This window comes from Caballeronia sp. LZ035 (assembly GCF_031451175.1).
In the GTDB taxonomy this organism is placed as follows: domain Bacteria; phylum Pseudomonadota; class Gammaproteobacteria; order Burkholderiales; family Burkholderiaceae; genus Caballeronia.
Genome location: NZ_JARUXS010000003.1, coordinates 1,444,555 through 1,465,485, shown reverse-complemented (window position 1 = coordinate 1,465,485; position 20,931 = coordinate 1,444,555). Strand labels below are relative to the sequence as shown.

17 protein-coding genes are annotated in these 20,931 nt (G+C 65.8%); 10 read left to right on the top strand and 7 right to left on the bottom strand.

Translation table 11 applies throughout. From position 1 onward, the window contains the following. Positions 1–3 precede the first annotated feature (3 nt). Together QCE88_RS29290 and QCE88_RS29285 are read left to right on the top strand one after the other, a co-directional pair. Positions 4–699 carry a substrate-binding domain-containing protein gene (locus tag QCE88_RS29290; RefSeq protein ID WP_309908444.1) on the top strand — a complete coding sequence of 232 codons (696 nt, stop codon included), beginning with the start codon at positions 4–6 and terminating at the stop codon, positions 697–699. Next, on the top strand, positions 696–1,085 hold the full coding sequence (locus tag QCE88_RS29285; protein WP_309908443.1) for a hypothetical protein: 390 nt from the start codon (positions 696–698) through the stop codon (positions 1,083–1,085). Before QCE88_RS29290 ends, QCE88_RS29285 begins: the two co-directional genes overlap by 4 nt. A 12-nt stretch (positions 1,086–1,097) precedes the next feature. Here QCE88_RS29285 and QCE88_RS29280 read toward each other — a convergent pair whose 3' ends face one another. Further along, positions 1,098–2,198: an NADH:flavin oxidoreductase/NADH oxidase gene (locus QCE88_RS29280; RefSeq protein WP_309908442.1), complete on the bottom strand. Its 1,101-nt coding sequence runs from the start codon at positions 2,196–2,198 to the stop codon at positions 1,098–1,100. Positions 2,199–2,303: 105 nt separating this feature from the next. Here QCE88_RS29280 and QCE88_RS29275 point away from each other — a divergent pair, with 105 nt between their 5' ends. Beyond that, a complete protein-coding gene (locus tag QCE88_RS29275) occupies positions 2,304–3,221 on the top strand; it encodes a LysR family transcriptional regulator (RefSeq protein ID WP_309908440.1) in 918 nt (305 codons plus the stop codon). Positions 3,222–3,285: 64 nt separating this feature from the next. On the opposite strand, the gene QCE88_RS29270 is transcribed toward QCE88_RS29275, so the two are convergent. The 6 genes from QCE88_RS29270 to QCE88_RS29245 all read right to left on the bottom strand — a co-directional run bounded on the left by QCE88_RS29270 (position 3,286) and on the right by QCE88_RS29245 (position 9,785). Further along, complete coding sequence (locus tag QCE88_RS29270) at positions 3,286–4,842, bottom strand: methyl-accepting chemotaxis protein (RefSeq protein WP_309908438.1); 1,557 nt, start codon at positions 4,840–4,842, stop codon at positions 3,286–3,288. A gap of 267 nt (positions 4,843–5,109) precedes the next feature. After that, a complete protein-coding gene (locus QCE88_RS29265; protein ID WP_309908436.1) occupies positions 5,110–6,084 on the bottom strand; it encodes a glycosyltransferase family 2 protein in 975 nt (324 codons plus the stop codon). Between the two features lie 151 nt (positions 6,085–6,235). After that, entirely contained in the window at positions 6,236–6,742 is a 507-nt protein-coding gene (locus QCE88_RS29260; protein ID WP_309908435.1) for a lipocalin-like domain-containing protein, read from the bottom strand. Between the two features lie 67 nt (positions 6,743–6,809). Then, positions 6,810–7,214, bottom strand: coding sequence for a hypothetical protein (locus tag QCE88_RS29255; protein WP_309908433.1), 405 nt, complete (start codon positions 7,212–7,214; stop codon positions 6,810–6,812). Positions 7,215–7,235: 21 nt separating this feature from the next. After that, positions 7,236–9,200, bottom strand: a complete 1,965-nt coding sequence (locus QCE88_RS29250; RefSeq protein ID WP_309908431.1) for an RICIN domain-containing protein — start codon at positions 9,198–9,200, stop codon at positions 7,236–7,238. A 27-nt stretch (positions 9,201–9,227) separates the two neighbouring features. Next, complete coding sequence (locus QCE88_RS29245; protein ID WP_409018238.1) at positions 9,228–9,785, bottom strand: SCO family protein; 558 nt, start codon at positions 9,783–9,785, stop codon at positions 9,228–9,230. Positions 9,786–10,290: 505 nt separating this feature from the next. Between QCE88_RS29245 and QCE88_RS29240 the strand changes: the two genes are divergently transcribed. The 7 genes from QCE88_RS29240 (at position 10,291) to QCE88_RS29210 (ending at position 20,608) form a co-directional block, all read left to right on the top strand. After that, on the top strand, positions 10,291–11,955 hold the full coding sequence (locus QCE88_RS29240) for a PQQ-binding-like beta-propeller repeat protein (RefSeq protein WP_309908427.1): 1,665 nt from the start codon (positions 10,291–10,293) through the stop codon (positions 11,953–11,955). Between the two features lie 71 nt (positions 11,956–12,026). Then, positions 12,027–13,247: a helix-turn-helix domain-containing protein gene (locus QCE88_RS29235; RefSeq protein WP_309908426.1), complete on the top strand. Its 1,221-nt coding sequence runs from the start codon at positions 12,027–12,029 to the stop codon at positions 13,245–13,247. A gap of 45 nt (positions 13,248–13,292) precedes the next feature. Beyond that, entirely contained in the window at positions 13,293–13,931 is a 639-nt protein-coding gene (locus QCE88_RS29230) for a glutamine cyclotransferase (protein ID WP_309908425.1), read from the top strand. A gap of 139 nt (positions 13,932–14,070) precedes the next feature. Continuing rightward, positions 14,071–16,185 (top strand): ATP-binding protein, encoded by a 2,115-nt coding sequence (locus QCE88_RS29225; RefSeq protein ID WP_309908423.1) that lies wholly within the window; start codon positions 14,071–14,073, stop codon positions 16,183–16,185. Between the two features lie 115 nt (positions 16,186–16,300). Continuing rightward, entirely contained in the window at positions 16,301–18,580 is a 2,280-nt protein-coding gene (locus QCE88_RS29220; RefSeq protein ID WP_309908421.1) for an EAL domain-containing protein, read from the top strand. 97 nt (positions 18,581–18,677) lie between these two features. Continuing rightward, positions 18,678–19,310, top strand: a complete 633-nt coding sequence (locus QCE88_RS29215; RefSeq protein WP_309908420.1) for a hypothetical protein — start codon at positions 18,678–18,680, stop codon at positions 19,308–19,310. 86 nt (positions 19,311–19,396) lie between these two features. Continuing rightward, on the top strand, positions 19,397–20,608 hold the full coding sequence (locus QCE88_RS29210) for an MFS transporter (protein ID WP_309908418.1): 1,212 nt from the start codon (positions 19,397–19,399) through the stop codon (positions 20,606–20,608). Positions 20,609–20,931: the final 323 nt, after the last annotated feature.

Genomic DNA, 20,931 nt, shown 5'->3' with positions numbered 1-20,931 from the left:
GCAATGACCGATGTTGCACTGAACGGACTCTCGTCGATGGCCACGCGCCGTCTGCTCGACGAGCTTGCCGCGTCTTTCACGAGGCATTCGGGCCGGCGCGTTTCCATTGAGTCCGTGGGCGGCGTGGCGGCGCGCAAGCGCGTCGAGGCCGGCGAGGCGTGCGATATCGTCGTGCTGGCGTCGAACGTGATCGATCAACTCGCTGCGGCGGGTCACGTCGATGCACAGAGCCGCGTGGCCATCGCGCGCTCGGGCGTAGCGGTTGCCGTGAAGACCGGGGCGCCGCATCAGCACATACACGATGAAGCCGCCGTGCGCGAAGCGGTGCTGGCGGCGCGCAGCATCGGTTATTCGACCGGTCCGAGCGGCGTCTATCTGACGCAATTGTTCGAGCGCTGGGGGATTGCCGGGCGTATCGCGGCGCGCTGTGTGCAGGCACAGCCAGGCGTCGCAGTCGGCACGTTGATCGCGCGCGGCGAAGTGGAACTGGGATTCCAGCAGATGAGCGAGATGATCGGGATGGCGGGCATCGATGTGCTCGGCATGTTGCCGCCGTCCATCCAGACGCTCACGGTCTTCACGGGCGCAGTCGCGGCCACGGCGAGCGCGCCCGCACTCGCACGCGAGTTTCTCGCCTATGCCGCTTCCCCCGAAGCCGATGCCGTCAAGGCGCGTCACGGCATGGAACCCGTCCGATGAGCACGCAACTGAGCGAACGCTGTCGCGCGCAGCTTTACCGGTTGCGCGTGGCAACGCCTGCGGCGCTGGTGATCTTCATCCTTGCCGAGAACCGCGAGAGCGCGACGCGCCGCGCACGCACCGCGTTATCGATGCTGCGCGACGTGCCGCTGCACGAATCGCGCGTGGAAGAGGCGTTGTCGTTCGCCGAACTGGCGCGGGCGGGCGTCAGTGAGGATCGCGATCTGCGCGTGTTCGAAGACAGCGCGCACGACGGCACGGTGAACGCCTGGGTCACGGCGCCGCTCTTTCTTACCAACGACAGCACGCTGCTCGGCAAGTGGGCCGAGTTGTACGCGGACCTTGCGGCGCAGGCGGCCCGCGCCGCGATCCGCAAGGCACGCTAGCCGAAGCTGCCGTCACTCGGCGACAGCGTAGCGTTCGAGCCAATGCGCATACGGCGCAGGCAGCGACCACGACGGCTTCTCGACCTTCAACTGCTTCGCCGCGTGATACGGCCAGTGCGGATTCGAGAGATGCGCGCGGCCGACCATCACGAGATCGAGTTGCCCCGACTCGACGGCGTGTTCGGCATTCGGCGGCGAATCGAAACCCCATGCCGACGCCACCGGAATCCCGGCTTCATGCCGCACGCGTTGCGCCACCGGCCCCAGAAAAGCCGGACCCCACGGAATGCTCACATCCGGCGTGGAGAAGCCCACGCTCACGCTCATCAGGTCGAGTCCCTTGCCGCGCAGCGTCTTTGTCAGTTCGATCGATTCCGCGAGTGTGACCTCGTCGCGGCCGTCGTATTCGATCACGCCGAAGCGCGCCGTCAGCGGCAGGTTCTCGGGCCAGACATCGCGGACGGCGTCGAAGGTCTCGACGATGAAGCGGCTGCGGCCAGCAAGATCGCCGCCGTATTGATCGTCGCGCTGGTTGGCATCGACGGAGAAGAAGCTCTGCGCGAGATAACCGTGCGCAAAGTGCAGTTCGAGCCATTCAAAGCCGGCCTCGCGGGCGCGGCGCGCGGTGGCGGCGAAGTCCGCCTTCACGCGCGCGATGTCGTCGAGCGTCATCGCGGCGGGCACCTTCGGCAGACCGCCGCCGAACGCCACCGCCGACGGCGCGAGTGTGTCCCAGCCGCGCGCATCGCCGGCCTCGATGTGGTCGTCGCCTTCCCACGGACGGTTCGCGCTCGCCTTGCGGCCCGCGTGCGCGATCTGGATGCCGGGCACCGCGCCCGCCGCCTTGATGGCCGACGCAATCTGCTTCATGCCTTCGATCTGCGCGTCGTCCCAGAGGCCGGTGCAGCCCGGCGTGATGCGTCCTTCCGGCGACACGGCGGTCGCCTCGACGATCACGAGGCCCGCGCCGCCGCGTGCAAGGCTCGTGTAATGCGCGAGGTGCCAGTCGTTGATGAAGCCGTCGATGGCGCTGTACTGGCACATCGGCGGGATCGCGATGCGGTTGCGCAACGTGACGTCCTTCAATGTGAACGGGGTAAAAAGTGCTGACATCCGGAGTTCCCTGAAAGCGGTCGAGTGAGTTGAGGCATCAGAGATTACCCTTACATCGCTATAATTAAAACTATCTGCTAATTATTGGTTCAATAAGATTTCGTGATGCTTAATCCGCAATGGCTTCGCACCTTTCTCGCGCTCGTCGAACTCGGCAACTTCACGCGCGCGGCTGAACGGCTCGATCTGACGCAAGCCGCTGTCAGCCAGCATCTGCGTCATCTCGAAGACCAGCTTGGCTTGCTGGTGGTGCGCCGTCCGCGCGGCATCGAGCTGACCCCGGCGGGCCGCGCGCTGCTCGACTATTGCAGCGAGATGGAACTGGCGGACAGACGGCTCACGTCGCGTCTCTCCGACCCGGAAGACGAAGCAGGCGAGGTCGGGCTGATTACGCCCGGCAGTATCGGACTCGTGCTGTTCCCGCTGCTGCTCGACCTGCAGCAGCAACGGCCCGAATGGAAAATGCGGCATCGCTTCGCGCCGGATTCCGAAGTGCTCGAAGCCGTGCTGGAAAGCCGCTACGACCTCGGCATCGTCGCCTTGAAGCCGGACGATCCGCGTCTTGCTGCGAGCCGATTCATCGAGGAGCCGCTGGAACTCGTCGTGCCCGCGCATGAAGAGGTGCACGAATGGAGTGATCTGGAGCGGCTCGGCTTCATCGACTATCCCGAAGCGCACGCCACCGCCAGCCGTCTGTTGAGTCGGCGCTTTCCGGGCAATCCCGGCGTCGGCAGTTTGCGGCGGCAGGGCTTCAGCAACCAGATCAGCCTGATTCCCGAATTCGTCGCGCGCGGGCTCGGCTTTACGGTGATTCCGCGTTATGCGCGCATTGCGTTTGGACGGGCGGACGAGATCGGTGTCGTGGAGTGCGGCGCGCCCGTCATCGATACGCTGTGGCTCATTCACCGCGCCGAATGGCCGTTGCCCGCACGTTGCGCGCGCACGGTGGAGTATCTGCGGGAGCGCGTCTCCGTGCCGGTCATCAAGTGCGAAGCGAAGCGCAAGCGCGTGCTCAAGGTCTGAAACGAAACACGGCTCGCGTTCCGGAAGGAACGCGAGCCGCGTGTCACAGCTTGAAGGGAAAGGCTCAGGCCGTTGCGCGCATGCCTTCGTCCTGCAGGCGGAAGGTTTCCACCGCCGTGCGCAACGCGCCGGCCTGGTCTTCGAGCGATTGCGCCGCCGCCGCCGCTTCCTCGACGAGCGCCGCATTCTGCTGCGTCACTTCGTCCATCTGCGTGACGGCGCGGGCCACCTGATCGATCCCGCTGCTCTGTTCCTCGGACGCCGCCGCGATCTCGCCCATGATGTCGGTCACGCGCTGCACGGCGGTGCTGATCTCGGTCATTGTGCGGCCGGCTTCATCGACGAGCGCCGTACCCGACTGCACACGTTCCACCGAGTTGTCGATCAGTTCCTTGATCTCCTTCGCCGCCGCCGACGAGCGTTGCGCCAGCGAACGCACTTCGCCTGCCACCACGGCGAAGCCGCGTCCTTCTTCACCGGCGCGCGCCGCTTCGACCGCAGCGTTCAATGCCAGGATATTGGTCTGGAACGCGATGCCTTCGATGATCGTGATGATGTCCGCGATCTTCGACGAGCTTTGGTTGATCTCGCCCATCGTGGTCACGACTTGCGAGACCACCTGGCTGCCCTTGCCGGCGATATCCGACGCGTTAGCCGCGAGCACGCTGGCTTGACGTGCGTTGTCGGCGTTCTGCTTCACGGTGCCGGTCAGCTCGTCCATGCTCGATGCCGTTTCCTGAAGCGCCGAGGCCTGCTGCTCCGTGCGCGAAGACAGATCGATGTTGCCCGCCGCGATCTGCTTGGTCGCCGATGCAATCGACTCGCTGCCGCCGCGCACCGTGCGCACCGTATCGATGAGGCTCGACTGCATGGCCGCGAGACCGCGCAGCAACTGGCCCATTTCGTCGTTCGACGTGATGGTCACGCTGCGGCGCAGGTCGCCGGACGCGATGGCGTCAAACTGTGCGAGCGCGGCGTCGAGCGGACGGGAGATGCGGCTGCGCAGCGAGATCCACGTATAAAACGCGGCGGCCACGCCCACCAGGATCGCGATGATGCTGACCGTGCGGAACAGGTCGAAGGTCGACTGGCCTGCGTCGTACGCCTGGTTCGCCTGTTCGAACTGGAGCTTGCGCAAATCGACGCCCGCTTTCGCGAACTGGTTGAAGGACGCTTGCATGGCGCTGGCATCGTCGATGATCTTCGCCTGGTCTTTCGCGCGAATGTCGGCGTAGCCATGGTCGATCAGCTTTTGCAGCGAGACGCGCTCGTCGTTGAACTTGTCCGCGAGCGGCTTTTCGCCCGGACCTTGCGGCAGGCCGGCGTACTTCGCCCAGGCGTCGTCGGAGATCTTGCGCATCAGCGCGCCCCGGTCGATGGCATCTTCTGCCGCGGGCGTGCCGACATTGAGGGCGGCGCGGTCGAAACTCAGCCGCTCGCGCGCCATGAACATTTCGGCGTTGCCCACCGATACGGCGCTGGGCATCTGATTGGAGAACAGGTCGTGCGTGACCGTGTTGGAGCGGCTCATGCCGATCAGTCCGACCACGCCGATCGCGATCAGAAGCGCGCTCAGCATGGTCATGGCCAAGGCCAGACGGCCTTTGATGGTCGAAAACATAGGTATCTCTAGGTGGGCTGCATCGTTGGGCGCGGGGCGCGATGGCGGACGAAGAGGCTCGCCCGTCGCGCGGCCGATGTTGTTCATCAGCCGCTTATATATCGACAGCGAAACGATGCCCTTTAGGACACGATGGCGCGGGAATTTGTAGCCGGCTGAAAAGGTCCTTGTTAACAAGGACTTCTTGTTTTCATCAGGGTTTGCCCGGAAGCGCGGCGGGAATCCTTGCACAATGTTCAGCACGGTCATTCGGAATGCGGGACGTTCTCAGGGAAAGCGCGGCGCGCCCGAACGCTGCCGCACGCTCCGTGCAAGGAGCGCCCGCGCTATCAGCACGAGATGGTAGTAGAGGCGCGGGCTGAGCCCGTAACCGTAGGCGTCCGGATGAGCGAGCGCGGTACGCAGCGCGGCGCGCGGCGCATCCTGTCGCGCACGCAGCGACACGACGATCGGCGCGAGCCTGCGCAACGCCATGGCGCGAGCGGGTTCGAGCGAGGCATCGAGCGGCAGGCCGAGCACGAACGAATAGGCGACCAGCGCGGCCGCGCGCGGCGACAGGCGGGTGCTGTTCGAGATGGAGACAGCGGTCTTGCGGTAATACGACACGTACTCGTGCAAGTAATAGACATGCGACGCCGCGAGACACAACTCGACGCCGAACACGAAGTCGCAGCAGGCCGCGGTCTCTTCGCGATACCCGACGCGCCGGACCAGCGCCGCGAGCGCCATCCAGCCATTGTTGGGAAACATCTGCACGAGGCCGGTTCGTCCGGGAAGCGGCTGCATCCCGCGCGCGGCCCGCGTGCGATGGAACGCGGCATTGAGCGTGGCGCCGCGCTGCGGGTCGATGACACCGGAGGCATCGACTTCGTGCTGATCGCCGAACGCCACTTCGAGATGCGGGTAGAGCGCCCACAACGACGCCAGCCGTTCGACGGCGGTGAGCGCGAGGTAATCGTCGTCGTGAATCAGCATGACCAGCGTGCCGGTCGCGCGTTCGAACAGGCTCGCAACATTGCGCGCCTGGCCAAGCGGCGGATCGTTGCGGACGTAGTGGATGCGAGCGTCGTCCGCATAGCGCGTGTCGATCAAGCGCTGCGTGGCGTCGTCGCGTGAATCGTCGCCGATCAGGATCTCGATGTGCGGCCAGGTCTGCGCAAGACACGAATCGAGACACTCGACGAGCAGTTCCGGCCGGTCGCAGCTTGGCAGGCAGATGGAAACGGTCGGTGTGCTGGCCATGTCGTCCCTCGTCGTCTTTTGTTATCCGGCTGAAGACGCGTCCTTGTTCAGCAGACGCTTCATCATGCGAAATATTTCGCTAATGTCAGCAAGGTAGAAGAAAGACGACGAAAAATAATGAGAAAAAAATGGCCCGAAAGACTGATGGGATTTATTGAGCTTGTGAAGCGTGGACCCGTTCGAATATCAGCACGCCGATTCCCTCGCGCCCGTCCACCGGGCTCTTGTTGGGTTCGGTCCTGATGGTCAGGGTGTCGCCGGAGAGCGTGTAGAAGCGCACCTGATCCGTGCCGATGCGCCGGCCGTCCCATTCGATGTCGATGTGATGGACGACCTTGGCCGGTGACACGTCGTACGTGCCGCCGTAGGCCAGCATCGCCTTGTGAAGTGCAATGCGCTCTTCGGCGGATGGCTCGGCTTTGGGTCGCGGCTGCTCGCCGGAAACGAAGAGCGCCAGCATCCGGCCATCCGGGGAATAGGTGAGATAGCCGTCGGGATGATCGCCCATCTGGTTATATCGTTCGCCGGTGCCTGCCACCTCGCGCACGAACGACTTCAGGCGCCAGGTGCCCAGCAGCGGGTTGGAATCGGCCCAGGCGAGGCTCGACAGGCACAGCGTGAGCAGTATCACGCGCATGGCGGTGAACATTGCATGCATGATGGACTCCTTCTGCAAGCGTGTGCCACGGACCATGCGGCTGGAGCGCGGTCGAACGCATTCATACTCATCGGCTCGTGACGAAACGCCACAGCGCCGCGCATTCGGCATCGTTCAGCCGATAGCGCGGCATGGCCTTGCGCAGTATCACGCCAGCCGGATCGATGCCGTTTTCCAGCGTACGACAGAACGCCGTCGCGTCATAGTGGCTCGGCGGTCCGCCCCGGCGACGCGTCTCGCCGAGCAACGCGTCATGCGTCAGCGGCGGCGCGAAGCTCGCCGAGGCCGGCGTCGCGGCGTGGCAATTGATACAACGGGTCGTCGACGAAGGCAACGCACGACTGTCGTCGCGCAGATGCGCCGCCAGCGGATGTTCGCCGGTGAAGATCGCACAGCCGAGGTCGCCCGGTCCGCATGCTTGCTGCGCATGAACGGAGAGGGCGAGGCAAGCGAGCGCAAGACCGCTCGCCATGCCACCGCATCGCCGCCTCATTCAATGCAGGCGCAACACGCGCGCGACGCTCGGCACGCCCTTCGCGTTCAGCGCGAACAGCATGTAATAGCCCGGCACCACGACGCCCGGATCGGCGGGAATGTTCAACTGAAATTCGCCCGCCGTTCCCACGCTGTACGACAGCGGCACGCGCCGTTGCTCGTTGTTCAGCGAATGCGTGACCGACGACGAACGCATCAGCGCGAAGGCGCTCACGCTCTTGCTGGCGTTGACGACGATCGTGGTGCCGAGTTGCGCGTCGGTCGGCACGGACGTGAGGCTCGGACGCGACGCGGCGGACCCGTCGGCGTTGAGCAGATACGGCGGCGTCAGGATCTCCACGTCGGTGTGATTCGTCGCGCAGGTGCCGCACAGACCGCCGCCGCCGCTCAGCACGCGTCCATCGTTGAGCAGCAGCGCGATGCTGTGATACGTGCGCGGCACGGCCTGCGGATTGAGCGGCGAAAAGGCGTTCGTGGCCGGGTCCCAGATCTCCGGCGTGAGGACGGCGTTGTCATCCGAGAACGGCGCCGCGAAGGTCTGTCCGCCGACCACGACGACCTGCCCGTTCGGCAGCACCACGCTGTTGTTGAAGGCGCGCTGATAGCTCATCGGCGCGATGGCGCGCGTCACCGCCGTGCCGCTGCTGATGTCGATGAGCGTGGCATTCGACGTCGCCTGCGACTGGTCGTAGCTCGGCGCGCCGCCGACCGCGAGAATCTTGCCGATGTCGTACATCACCGCGTTGCCGTTCATCGCGTCGTTGTCGTTGCCGCGATTGCCCGCCGCGGTGACATTGCCGTTGCCCGCCGTATCGAACCAGTGCATCGCGCGGCTCGGGCCCGCATGAAACACGCGGCCGTTGCCGACCGCGAACATCCAGGCGTGATTGTCGGCGCGGAAGATGCCGGCGGCGTCGTTGGTGAGGATGACGTCGTCGGTGATCGCGCCGTTGACCTGCCAGCCCGAACCCGAAGTCCACGTCTCGCCGGTCTTGCCGCCGAGGCCGCCGTTCCACGATCCACCCACCAGGAACACGTTGCCGTTGCTGAGGGTCACGCTGCCCTGATAGCCACGCGGGATGTTCATCAGGTTGCTCGACGACCACGAGTTAGTCGAAGGCGAATAGATGCTCGTATTGCGCGTGTCCGATCCGCCCGTCACGAAAATCCGTCCGTCCGGCAGATTGGCGATGCCCGGGCAGAACATGTCGTGTCCGGTGTTGGTCACGATCACCTGCCGGCTCTTGCCGGTCGAGGGATTGAAGATCGCCGTGTAGGTCTTGCCCGGCGTGACTTCGCCGGTGGTGAAGTTGAGCGCGCTGTCGGCGGACCAGACCAGCACGGTGCCGTCGGGCAGATTGGCGGCCTGCACCGGCACGAGCGGCAGCGTGATGGGCGCCGTCCACTTCGAAACCAGCGGCGGCTTCTGCGTCGGCAAGCCGCCGACTTTCCAGGTTTGCCCGGCGCTGCCGTCGCATATCTGCTGGGTCAACTGCGGGCCCTGCGTGGTGGTGCTCGACGTGCTCACGCACAGGCCGCTTTGCTGCACGACGATCGCATAGCCTCCGCCTTGCGGCACCATCGAGAAGGCCTGATTGGGACCGCCGCTGCACGGCCACTGGATGATGACTCCGCCGGGATTCAGGCTGCGCCCCGAGACGTCCATGCAGAGGTTGCTGTTCCGGTTGATGAGGTTGTAGCGGGTGCCGGTGGCCGACGGAAGCCATTGCTGGTTTGCACCGCCCCAGCAGGTCCACGAGAGCACGGCCGCCCCTTGCGTGACAGATGCGCCGCTGACATCGGCGCACAGGTTGGTGCCATTCACGGTGAGCGGGCCATAGGTCTGCGCGCGGACCGTGGCCGGCAGCCATGCGAGGACCAGCGGCAGCACGACCGGCAGCAGCACGCGCATGCAGCGCCGGAGCCAACTCAACACGCTCTTCGTCGAACGGAGGTCTCGCATGATCTGCTCCCTGTTGGGATGAATGCGCTATGCACGTGCAAGTGCGCCGAGTACGTCGCAGACGTCATCGACGCGTGGCAGGTCCGCGCTTCGCCAGCGCAGTGTCGCGTTGGCATCGAAGCAATAGACCTGCGTCGAATGGTCCGCGAGGTTGCCGAGGGGCGTCTTGCTGCCCGACAGCGTCGCGCGCATCGGGTCCACATCCGCCAGAGCCGGTGTCGCCGCATTCCACGCGGGGCCAGCCTCGAAGCGGGCAAGCCAGGCGCGTAACGCGGCGGGTGAATCGGAGAGCGGATCGATTCCTATCGATAACAATTGCACGCGGCGAGGCGCCTGGATTCGCGGAATCCGTTCCTGTACTGCGCTGAAGAGCGCGCCTTGCAGCGGACAGACCGTGCCGCAGCCGGTGTAGACCGTTTGCAGCGCCGTGACGCCGGGGCGCAGCCAGTCGCTCAGACGGCGCCGGGCGCCGGTCTGATCGACGAGCCAGATATCGTCGAGGCGAACGGGCGGCGTGACGAGTCCGGGGCCGCCGTGTTGCGCATGAACGAATGAAGGTGTGACGCCCGAAGCGAGTGCGGCCACGCTCCACAGCAGGGAGCGTCGGGTCCGCGAGGGAGCACACGCATGCACGCCGGAATCCATTTGATTTCGCACCTTGGCTGACTTTCCGAAGCCGTTTTGGTCGACGGCTTCACGATCCCCGTCGAGAGAACTCGGGGCGGAGGGACTTTCGAAAGACCAGCCTGATGAGCGCGAGACGTGCTGAAAAGACTCTGGATCGAAGGTTAGCAATCCACAAACGGATTAACCGTTCGGTAAGCGAATTGAATGGAGAATTATGTGCACTCGGGCACATTCGATTTGGGTGCCTGAGCAATGTGTATCGGATCCGGCGCGCTGCACGAGCGCCTGCTCCATTCAAACCGAACGTTCGGCGAAGCGAAATCACCGGCTTTCGTACACCATCGCGTATTGCGGGGATCGATCAGGACACAAAGACACGGGGCATTACGATTGCTTTACTCAGACACCGTCGTCGCTCGACGTCGTGTGACCTGTCCATGCCTTCCGCTGAAGGAGATTGCAAATGAATGCGCGTTTATCCGCCTGTACCGCCGCACTCGGCGCCGTGCTGATCACGGTAATCATCGGCGCGTGCAGCGGCGGCGACTCCGGCGGCGACCCGGCTTCAGCAGTCAAGGCGCCCGCCAGCGTTTCAAAAGCGAGCACGAATGCCGCCGCCAATCCCATGGACGTCCTCACCTGGCATAACGACATTGCACGCACGGGCCAGCAACTGGCCGAGAAAGTCCTGACGCCCGCGAACGTCCGTTCCAATACCTTCGGCAAGCTCGCCATCTTTTCCGCCGATGGCGCCGTCGATGCCCAGCCGCTCTTTCTTGCCAGCGTGAACATCGCGGGCGGCACGCATAACGTGGTGTACGTTGCCACCGAGAACGCGAGCGTCTATGCCTTCGACGCCGACAGCGGCACGGTGCTCTGGCGCGTCTCGACGCTGCGCAGCGGCGAGAATCCGAGCGACGACCACAACTGCAACCAGATCACGCCGCGCATCGGCGTGACGGCGACACCGGTCATCGACCGGACGCGCGGGCCGAATGGCGTGATTTATGTCGTCGGGGTCTCGAAGGATGGGGCGGGCGCCTATCACCAGCGCATCCACGCGCTCGACCTCACCACCGGCGCCGAGTTGTTCAACGGCCCGACGGAGATCCGCGCGACCTATCCCGGCAACGGATCGGGCAGTGTGAACGGCACGCTGACCTTCGATCCGGGCCAGTACGTGGAGCGCGCGTCCCTGCTGCTGCTGAACGGCGTCATCTATACCGCGTGGACGTCGCATTGCGATTTCCTGCCGTACACCGGCTGGGTCATGGGCTATGACGCCAACACGCTGCAACAGGCGAGCGTGCTGAACGTCACGCCGAACGGCCAGATGGGCGCGATCTGGATGAGCGGCGCGGGCCCGGCATCGGACGGCGAGGCCATCTATCTGCTCGATGGAAACGGCACCTTCGATCCCACCCAGAACGAGCACGAAATGCCGATCAACGGCGACCATGGCAACGGCTTCCTGAGGCTGAATCTGTCGCCGCTGCGCGTGCAGGATTATTTCCAGCCGTCGAACACGATGCAGTTGACGAACGAGGATGAAGACCTCGGTTCGGGCGGCGCGATGGTCCTGCCGGATTTCGTCGATGTGAACGGCACGGTGCGTCATCTCGCGGTGGGCGCGGGCAAGAACGCGACCATTTATGTCGTGAATCGCTTCTCGATGGGCAAGTTCGACTCGAACGCGGATCACATTTACCAGGAGCTGGTCGGTCAGATCAGCGGCGGGGTGTTCAGCGCGCCCGCCTACTTTAACAACACGGTTTATTTCGGCGCGGTCGGCGATAGCATCAAGGCGTTCTCGATCTCGAACGCGTCGCTGTCGCGGACGCCGACGAGCCAGACGTACTACACGTTCGGCTATCCGGGTGCGACGCCGGCCATTTCGGCGAACGGCACGGCGAACGCCGTTTTGTGGGCGGCGGAAAACGGCGCCACGGGCGTCCTGCGCGCGTACGACGCGACCAATCTCGGCAACGCGCTCTACAGCAGCAACGACGCCGGCAGCCGCGACCAGTTCGGCCCGGGCAACAAGTTCATCACGCCGATGATCGCGAACGGCAAGGTGTATGTGGGCACCAAGAGCGGGGTGGCCGTATTCGGCTTGCTGGGGAGATAGCCGGGCGCGGCACGATGGTAGATTGAGCGCTGACATCTACCTCCGGGAGTGACCCGCGTGCCCGCATTCGCATGGATTCGTTGATCACCGCCGCAGCGCGTGCGCTCGCGGCGGGTGATCCGCTCGGCGCGTTGAACCGCATCGCGTTGCGCGAAGATGCCGGCGCGCTCGCGTTGCGCGGCATCGCCATGGCGCAGCTCGGCGACTTCGCGCGCGCCCGGGTGCTCGTCAGGCGCGCGGCACGGGCCTTCGGCGCGAAAGAGGCGCTGGCGCGCTCGCGCTGCGTCGTCGCGGAAGCGGAGATCGCACTGGCGTCGCGCGATCTCGGCTGGCCGGAGAAAACGCTGCATCAGGCCCGCGCCATCCTCGAATTACACGGCGACAGCGTGAACGCCGCACACGCGCGTTATCTCGACGTGCGGCGCGCGTTGCTCCTCGGCAAGCTCGATGAAGCCGGCCAGATGCTCGCCAGCCTGAATCCCGCTGCGCTGCCTGCGGCGCTGCGCACCGCGCACGCGTTGTTTGCAGCGGGACTTGCGCTGCGCCGTCTGCGCACGCGCGACGCACGCGACGCCCTCGCGCGCGCGCAGGCTGCCGCGCAGCAGGCGGGCATTCCGGCGCTGACGGCGGAAGTCGAGAGCGCATGGCGTCTGTTGCGGACGCCGGCCGCGCGCCTCATCACGCGCGACGGCGAGCGGCTCCTGCTGCTCGATGAAGTGGAGGCGCTGTTCGCCTCGCAGACCTTCGTCGTCGATGCGTGCCGTCTGTGCGTGCGCGAAGCGGGCAGCGTGGTATCGCTGGCGACGCGTCCGGTGCTGTTCACGCTTGTGCGCATGCTCGCGCATGCGTGGCCCAGCGATGTCCCCCGCGATGCGCTGATCGCCCGCGCGTTCCGCCTCCGCGAGGCCGACGAAACGCATCGCGCGCGTTTGCGCGTGGAGATGGGGCGGTTGCGCGCGCTGTTGCGGCCGCATGCGCGCATCGACGCCACGCCGCGCGGCTTCGCGCTGAAGCTGCTGGATGCGCGGGAGGTGGCCGTGCTCGCGCTGCCGGTCGAGGACGAACACGCGCCGCTGCTCGCGCATCTGGCCGACGGCGAAGCCTGGTCGAGCTCCGCGCTGGCGCTTGCGCTGGGCGCGAGCCAGCGCACCGTGCAACGCGCGCTCGACGCGCTCGCCGCCGCCGGCAAGGTGCAATCCTTCGGGCGCGGCCGGGCGCGCCGCTGGACCACGCCGCCGATGCCCGGATTCACGACGGTCTTGTTACTCCCTGCGGCGCTGGCGAATGACTAGGATGAAGCCGTCGTCGCTCATTCAATCAATCGGGAGGACATCGACATGAAACGCGCGAAGGCGGAAATCATCCGCGAATACGGGCCGTTTGCCGGCGTCGAAGGCGTACACGGCGTCACATGGGATGGCGAGAACGTATGGTTCGCTGCCGGCGAGTCGCTCAACGCGTTCGATCCCGCCAGCGGCGAGCCGCGCCGCTCGTTCGGGATTGCGGCGCACGCCGGCACCGCCTTCGACGGCAAGCACCTGTTCCAGATTGCCGAGGACCGCATCCAGAAGATCGATCCGGAGACCGGCCGCGTGCTGGCCACGATTCCGGCGCCGGGCAACGGCGGCGACTCGGGCCTGGCGTGGGCCGAAGGCACGCTCTGGGTCGGCGAATACAAGGCGCGCAAGATCCATCAGGTCGATCCGCAAGACGGCAAGGTGTTGCGCACCATCGAGTCGAACCGTTTCGTCACTGGCGTCACGTGGGTCGGCGGAGAACTATGGCACGCGACCTGGGAGGGCGATGAAAGCGAACTGCGGCGCATCGACCCGCAATCCGGCGAGGTGCTGGAGCGGCTGGAGATGCCCGAGGGCGCGGCGGTATCGGGGCTCGAATCGGACGGCGGCGAGCGCTTTTTCTGCGGCGGCGGGCGCACCGGCAAAATTCGTGCAGTACGCCGGCCGAAGCGCAAGTGAAGAGGCGGGCCGGTTCCTTGCTGGGTGGAGCAAAATAGCGGAAGTGGGGTCTCCGGCGCGATGGAAACGGCTGCCGAACCCTGATGCCGCTGGGCGCCGTGTCGTGCGCCGTACGCCCCGACCAACAAGGAACCGCTGTTTGACTTCGAATATCGCCGACCCCCGCCAACTCGATTCATGGATGGGGGAATCCGCGCGCGCCATACGCGACTTCGACTGGAGCACGACGCCGCTCGGCCCTATCGACGCATGGCCGCACGTGTTGCGTTCCGCCGTGCAGCTCATGCTGCGCAATGCATTGCCGATGGCCGTGTTGTGGGGCGAGGAAGGCACGCTGCTCTACAACGACGCCTACGCGGTCTTTTCCGGCGGCCGCCATCCGGAGATCCTCGGCATGCCGATCGAACGCGCGTGGCCGGAAGCGGCGGCGTTCAATCGCAATGTGGTCGAATGCGGGCTGCGTGGCGAAACGCTGTCCTATCTGGACATCGACTTCGTGCTGCCGCGCGCGGGCCGCGAATCCAACGTATGGCTTGATTTGCACTACAGCCCGATCGCCTCCGACGAAGGCGTGCCGGTCGGGGTGCTGGCGGTCGTCGTGGAGACCACCGGGCGGGTGACGCTGGAGCGCACGCGCGCCGAGGCCGAAGCGGCGTTCCGTGCGGCCGACGAACGCCTGCAACTCGCGCTCAACTCGGGCGCGGTGCTCGGCACCTTCGTCTGGGAGATTCAGAGCAATCGCGTCAAGGGCGACGAGCGCTTTGCGCGCACTTTCCTGTTCGCGCTGAAGCAGGTGACGGACGGTTTGCCGATCGAACGGGCGTTCGACATCATCCATCCCGACGACGTCGAGCGCATCACCTCGCTGATCGCGCGGACGGTGCGCGAGAACACGTCGTACCGGGCGGAGTACCGGATTCGCACCGCCGAGTCCGGCTGGACCTGGATCATGGCGTCGGGCCGCTGCGAATACGACGAAACGGGCCGTCCGATGCGGTTTCCCGGCGTCATCATCGATATTCACGACCGCAAGGTGGCCGAGGAAAAGCTCAAGGAACTGACGCGCGACCTGGAAGACAAGATCGCGGAGGCGGTGGCGGCGCGCACGGCGGTCGAGGCGCAACTGCGCCAGAGCCTGAAGATGGAAGCGCTCGGCGCGATGACGGGCGGCGTCGCGCACGACTTCAACAACACACTCCAGGCAATCAGCGGCAACCTGCAATTGCTGCAATATCTGCCGCCCACCGACAAGCGCGTGCCCGAGCGCCTGCAGGCCGCGATGGACGCGGTGCAGCGCGGCGCGAAGCTCGCCTCGCAACTGCTGTCCTTCGCGCGGCGGCAGCCGCAATCGCCGGTGGTGATCAATCCGCGCCGGCTCTTCGACGAACTGCGCGAATTGCTCCAGCACGCGGTGGGCGCGTCGGTGGCGATCGGCACGATGATCGTCGAGGAGCCGTGGAATTTCTGCGTCGACCGGAATCAGCTGGAAAACGCGCTGCTGAACCTGGCGATCAACGCCCGCGACGCCATGCGGGGCGACGGCAAGTTCATGCTCGCGAGTTCGAACGAAGTGCTCGACGCGGCGGCCTGCGAAGGCAAGGAACTGCGGCCGGGCGAATACGTGAAGCTGTCCGCTTCGGATACCGGGTCAGGCATGCCGCCCGAGGTGCTCGAACGCGCCTTCGAACCCTTCTTCACGACCAAGCCGGAGGGCCATGGCACGGGGCTGGGCTTGTCGATGGTATTCGGCTTCGTCAAGCAGTCCGGCGGGCATATCGCGGTGTCGAGCACGGTGGACGTGGGCACCACCGTGGAGATCTTCTTTCCGCGCAGCCACGACGACGAAACCGCGACGCCGCGCGCCGATGCGCTGTTGGCGCAGACCGGCGGCGCGACCGTGCTTGTTGTCGACGACGATCCTTCGGTGCTGTCCTCGACGGTCGCGATTCTGGAAGCGATGCGCTACACCGTGCTGCGCGCGGCTAACGGCGACGCCGCGATGAGCGTGCTCGAAAGCGGCGTGCATGTGGACCTGATCCTCACCGACGTCGTGATGCCGGGCAAGGTGAGTTGCGCGGACCTCGCCGAATGGGCGTTCACCCAGGCGCGTCCGGTACCGGTGATTTACGCGTCGGGCTATACCCGCGACATGATTTCCCGCGACAGCGTGCTCCGGCCGAACGTGACGCTGCTGAACAAGCCGTATCGGGCGGAGATGCTGGCGCGCGAGATCGCGGCGGCTTTGAATGGCTGAGCGTGCCGTAACACTTACCGCAGCGGCGGGCTTCGTTTAGCTCTGCCGCACTAAAGACCCCCGGTGCTGCGCCGATAAACAACGATCATACTAATAGCAGAACAGGGTCAAAGCGGTGCAGAGAGAACCGACCGACTTTCTCGGAACCATTGGCGAGAACGTTGCCAGCAAGTTGCCGTACCTCGAATACGCGCGCCGTTTCGATGGCCTCGGCCTGGCTCCGCTGGGCGTGCTGATTGCCGCCTGCGGCACCTTCTTCGTGCCGATGCCGTGGAATATCGCGCTGGCCGCGCTCGTGCTGACGTTGACGCTGGTCGTGCATCGCATGCAGGCCGCGCACCGGAAGATTTTCGTCGCCCGTCAGGTTGCGCACGCGCTGCTTGCCATCGCCGAGGATTGCCTCAAGCTGTTGAGTCTCGACGGCCGCATCATGTGCATTTCGGACGTGGGCCGCAATCTGATCGAGGCGGAATGCGCGGATGCGCTGATCGACATCGACTGGCTCGCGCTCTGGGAAGGTCCCGACGCGCGGCAGGCTTTCGAGCGTGCCAAGGCCGGTGAATCGACCTCTTTCTCCGGCGCGTGCCGCACCATGACCGGCACGCTGAAATGGTGGACCTCGACCTTCGCGCCCGTCTACGGCGAACATGGTCGCGTGACGGCCGTGCTGTGCAAGTCGCGCGACATCACGGCCGAGGTGAGTCTCATCGACGAACTGCGCGGCAACGCGCGCGTGCAGAAGGACATGGAAGATCACGTCGATGCGGTGTTCTGGACCGCCACGCACGATTTTCGCGAACTGCTGCACGTGAGTTCGGCGTTCGAACGCATGTGGGAAATGCCGATGTCCGCGCTCGAAGCCGATCAGACCTCGTGGGCCCAGCGCGTGCATCCCGACGATCTCGGCGCGTTGCGCGTCGAAATGCGCAGCGCAGTGCAGACCGGCTCCGCGACGCAAAGCTATTTCCGGCTGTGCCTGCCGCACGAGCGGACCCGCTGGGTGCGCGCGGATATCTATCCGGTGACCGAGGACGGCGCGGTGTCGCGCGTGGTAAGCGTGTGCGTGGATGCCACCGACGAGCGCGAGCGTCTTCAGGAACTGCATCGGCTGGCCAACACGGACAGCCTCACCGGCCTCGCCAACCGCAACGCGATGATGGAAACGCTGGTGGACCGTTGCGAAGCGGGCACGGCGTTCGCCTACTTGTTCGTGGATATCGACCGCTTCAAGTCGATCAACGATACGGCCGGGCACATTGCCGGCGACGCCGTGTTGCGCACCATCGCGCGGCGGCTTCAGGAGGCGTTGCCGAATGGCGCGGTGGCGGCCCGTCCGGGCGGCGACGAGTTCACGGTGATCCTGCCCGGCCCGTTCGAGCAGGAGAGTATCGAGCGCGCGTGTCGCAAGCTGGCGGTGGCGTGTCACCGGCCGATCAAGGTCGACTGCAAGAGCGTGACGATGACCTGTTCGATCGGCGTCGCGCTGTACCCGGAACACGGGCGCACGCCCGAGGCCTTGTTCATCAGCGCCGACATGGCGATGTACGCCGCCAAGCGCGCCGGCCGCAACACCTTCCGCGTGTTCGGCGAGCGCGAGAAAGACGACCTGGCGCGTGCGCATCTGGAATCCGAACTGCATGGCGCGATTCGCGACAATCAGTTCGTGCTGCATTACCAGCCGCAGTATCGCGTCGATTCAGGCGCGCTCGTGGGCGCCGAGGCGCTGTTGCGCTGGAACCATCCGTCGCTTGGCATGCTCTCGCCTGGCGCGTTCGTGCCGGTGCTGGAGGAAAGCGCGTTGATCGTCGAGGCGGGGCACTGGGTGATCCGCGAAGCCGTGCAGTCGGCGGCGCGGCTTGCCAGCGCGCTGCCGGCCGTGTGTTCCGTGGCGCTCAACGTGTCGCCGAAGCAGTTCCGCGATCCGCGTCTCGTGCATGTGCTGCGGCAGGCGATCAAGCGTGCGTGCATCGACTCGAGCCGCATCATGCTGGAGATCACCGAGTCCGCGCTGATCGACAACGTCGACGATGCGCAGGAGGTGCTCTCGAAGGTGCGGGAAATGGGCGTGCGCATTGCCATCGACGATTTCGGCACGGGGTATTCGAGTTTGAGTTATCTGGCGCGCTTCCGTCCGGACGTGCTGAAACTCGACAAGTCTTTCGTCGACAACATCGCCACCGACGCGATGGTGCGCACCGTCGTCGAAGGCGTAATCGATCTGGCGCACAAGCTCGGCGTGACGGTGGTGGCGGAGGGCGTCGAGACGCAGGAGCAGCTTGATACCTTGCGTGCCGTTCATTGCGACAAGGTACAGGGCTACCTGCTCAGCCGGCCGATTCCGCTGGCGGTGCTGATGGAGCGGGCGGGGTCGGTGGAGATGGCGGCTGCGCCCTGAAACCTTCGGGCACGAAACGCGTGGCTGTGCGGCGGGCGGCGGTATCATCGCCGGGCGGTAGAACCGTTGATCCGTTGATGCATCGCCGGAGGCTGCGATGAAGACATCGTCGTCATGGCTGTTGATCGTGCTCGGTTTCATGATGGGCCCGGGCGCCTTCGCGCAAGACGCGCAGCCGCTGCCATGCAGCGGCGCTGGCGTGCCTGTCGTGGTGCGCGACTTCACGGCGGTGAATCAGGGCGGGGAGTCGCGCCTTCCCGGGTCCCGCCTGCGCTCGATGCGCAACACGATGAAGGTCGATCAAAACGCGTCCGCGCTCGCGGAGGACATCGTGAAGGCGCTCCAGACGCGCGGTGTCAACGCATGCCGGGCGGAGTCGCAGAGCGCGCTGCCCGCGTCGGGCTGGCTCGTGACCGGCGAATTCGATGAGTCCATCCCGACCGGCCCAGGCGCTGCGCTCCCCTCGATGAATTCCTCCGACACGCCGCCCAACACCCACGTCACCGTGCAACTCGCGAGTCTGTCGGCGTCGGCGGGTCAGGCTTCGGCGCGCATCGACACCAGCGACGAACTCAAGGGGCAGAAATCGGCGGCGGCGCCCAAGCCTTACGGCGCGGCGGCGCGTTTCGTCATCAACAAGGTGGAAGGGGCGTCTTCACTGGACGATCTGGCGGGAAAGATCGCGGACCGGATCGTGGCGGAGCAGGCGAAACTGGGTAGCGGGCCCTAAGCGCCCGAATCACAGCGCAAGCCCCGGAGTGCCGCCGCGCGCTTCACCCGCGACCATGGGCCATCCTCTCGTTCCGGAGCCCGCCCATGCCGTTTTCCGCCGCCTTCCAGCGCCTTGCCTGGTCCAACCTCCTTGCGCAGTCCGCCGAGCAGATCGGCCTCGCGGCGACGCCGCTCGTCGCCGTGTTCGCGCTCGGGGCTTCAGCCGCCGATACCGGCCTGTTGCAAAGCGCCCAGACGCTGCCCTTCCTGCTGCTGTCGATCCCGCTCGGCGTCATCGCTGACCGCGGCTCGCGCCGCATCCTCATCACCTGCGCCGAATGCGCCCGGGCGCTCGCCATGTTGTCGATTCTGCTGCTCGTGCGTTCGCACGCGCTGACGCTGCCCTTGCTCGCGGTGCTCGGCTTTCTCGGCGCGACCGGTACCGTCGCTTATAACGTCGCCGCGCCCGCACTGGTTTCAGCGCTCGTCGAACGTACGGCGCTCGCCGCCGCGAACGGGCGCATCGAACTCGCACGCAGCGTCGCGTATTCGGCGGGACCGGCTGTGGGCGGATTGCTCGTCGGATGGATCGGCGCGGGCTGGGCGTACGGTTGCGCAGCCGGTCTTTCGGCCTGCGCGGCGCTGCTGCTCGCACGCTTGCGCGAACCGCCACGCCAGCACGCCGCCGCACGCCGCTTCTTCGCCGAGTTGCGCGAAGGCGCAAGCTTCGTCGCGCGCGATGCCCTGCTGCGCCCGATGCTCACCACCGCCGTGTTTTTCAATCTCGGCTTCTTCATCGTGCAGGCGGTGTATGTGTCGTACGCGGCGCAGCATCTGCGTCTCGATGCATCGGCGATCGGCATGACGCTCGCGGCTTATGGCATCGGCATGGTGTGCGGCGCGCTGGCGGCGCCTGCGGTGGCGCGCCGCATCACGTTCGGACGCATGTTGATGGTCGGGCCGCTGTGCGGGCTGGCCGCATCGCTGATGCTGGTCGCGACGCTCGCCGCACCGTCCTTCTGGCTGGCGGCAGCGAGCTTCTTCCTGCTGGGCGCGGGGCCGATCCTGTGGACCGTCGGCTCCACGACACTGCGCCAGGCCATCACGCCCGCCTCGATGCTGAGCCGCGTCTCCGCGCTCAACAGCACGGCGACCTATGGCGCCCGTCCGCTCGGCGCGCTGCTGGGCGCGGCGATCAGCGCGCGGCTTGGCATCGGGCCGTGCCTCGTGGCGGCGGCCCTGTGCTTCGTCGTGCAGGCGGCGATCATTGCGGTGTCGCCGGCGGCGCGGCTGGATGAGGTGCCGGAGGGCGCGTGAAGCGCCTGAATCACGCGGCGAAGCGTCCGCGTCACCGCTTCGCTCTACGGCGCAGTTCCCTGCTTGCGATTGCAACAGGCGCTTTGCTGAACATCGCGTGCCCGCGTCACCGCCTTGCTCTACGGCGCGGTTCCCTGCTTGCGGATGCAACAGACGCTTTGCTGAACATCGCGCACCCGCGTCACCGCTTCGCTCTACAGCGCGGCTTCGGCTTGCCGTTGCAACAGACGCTTTGCTGAACATCGCGTGCCTGCGTCACCGCTTTGCTCCGCGGCGCGGCTTTCCTGCCTGCGGTCGCACCAGACGCTTTGCTAAACATCGGG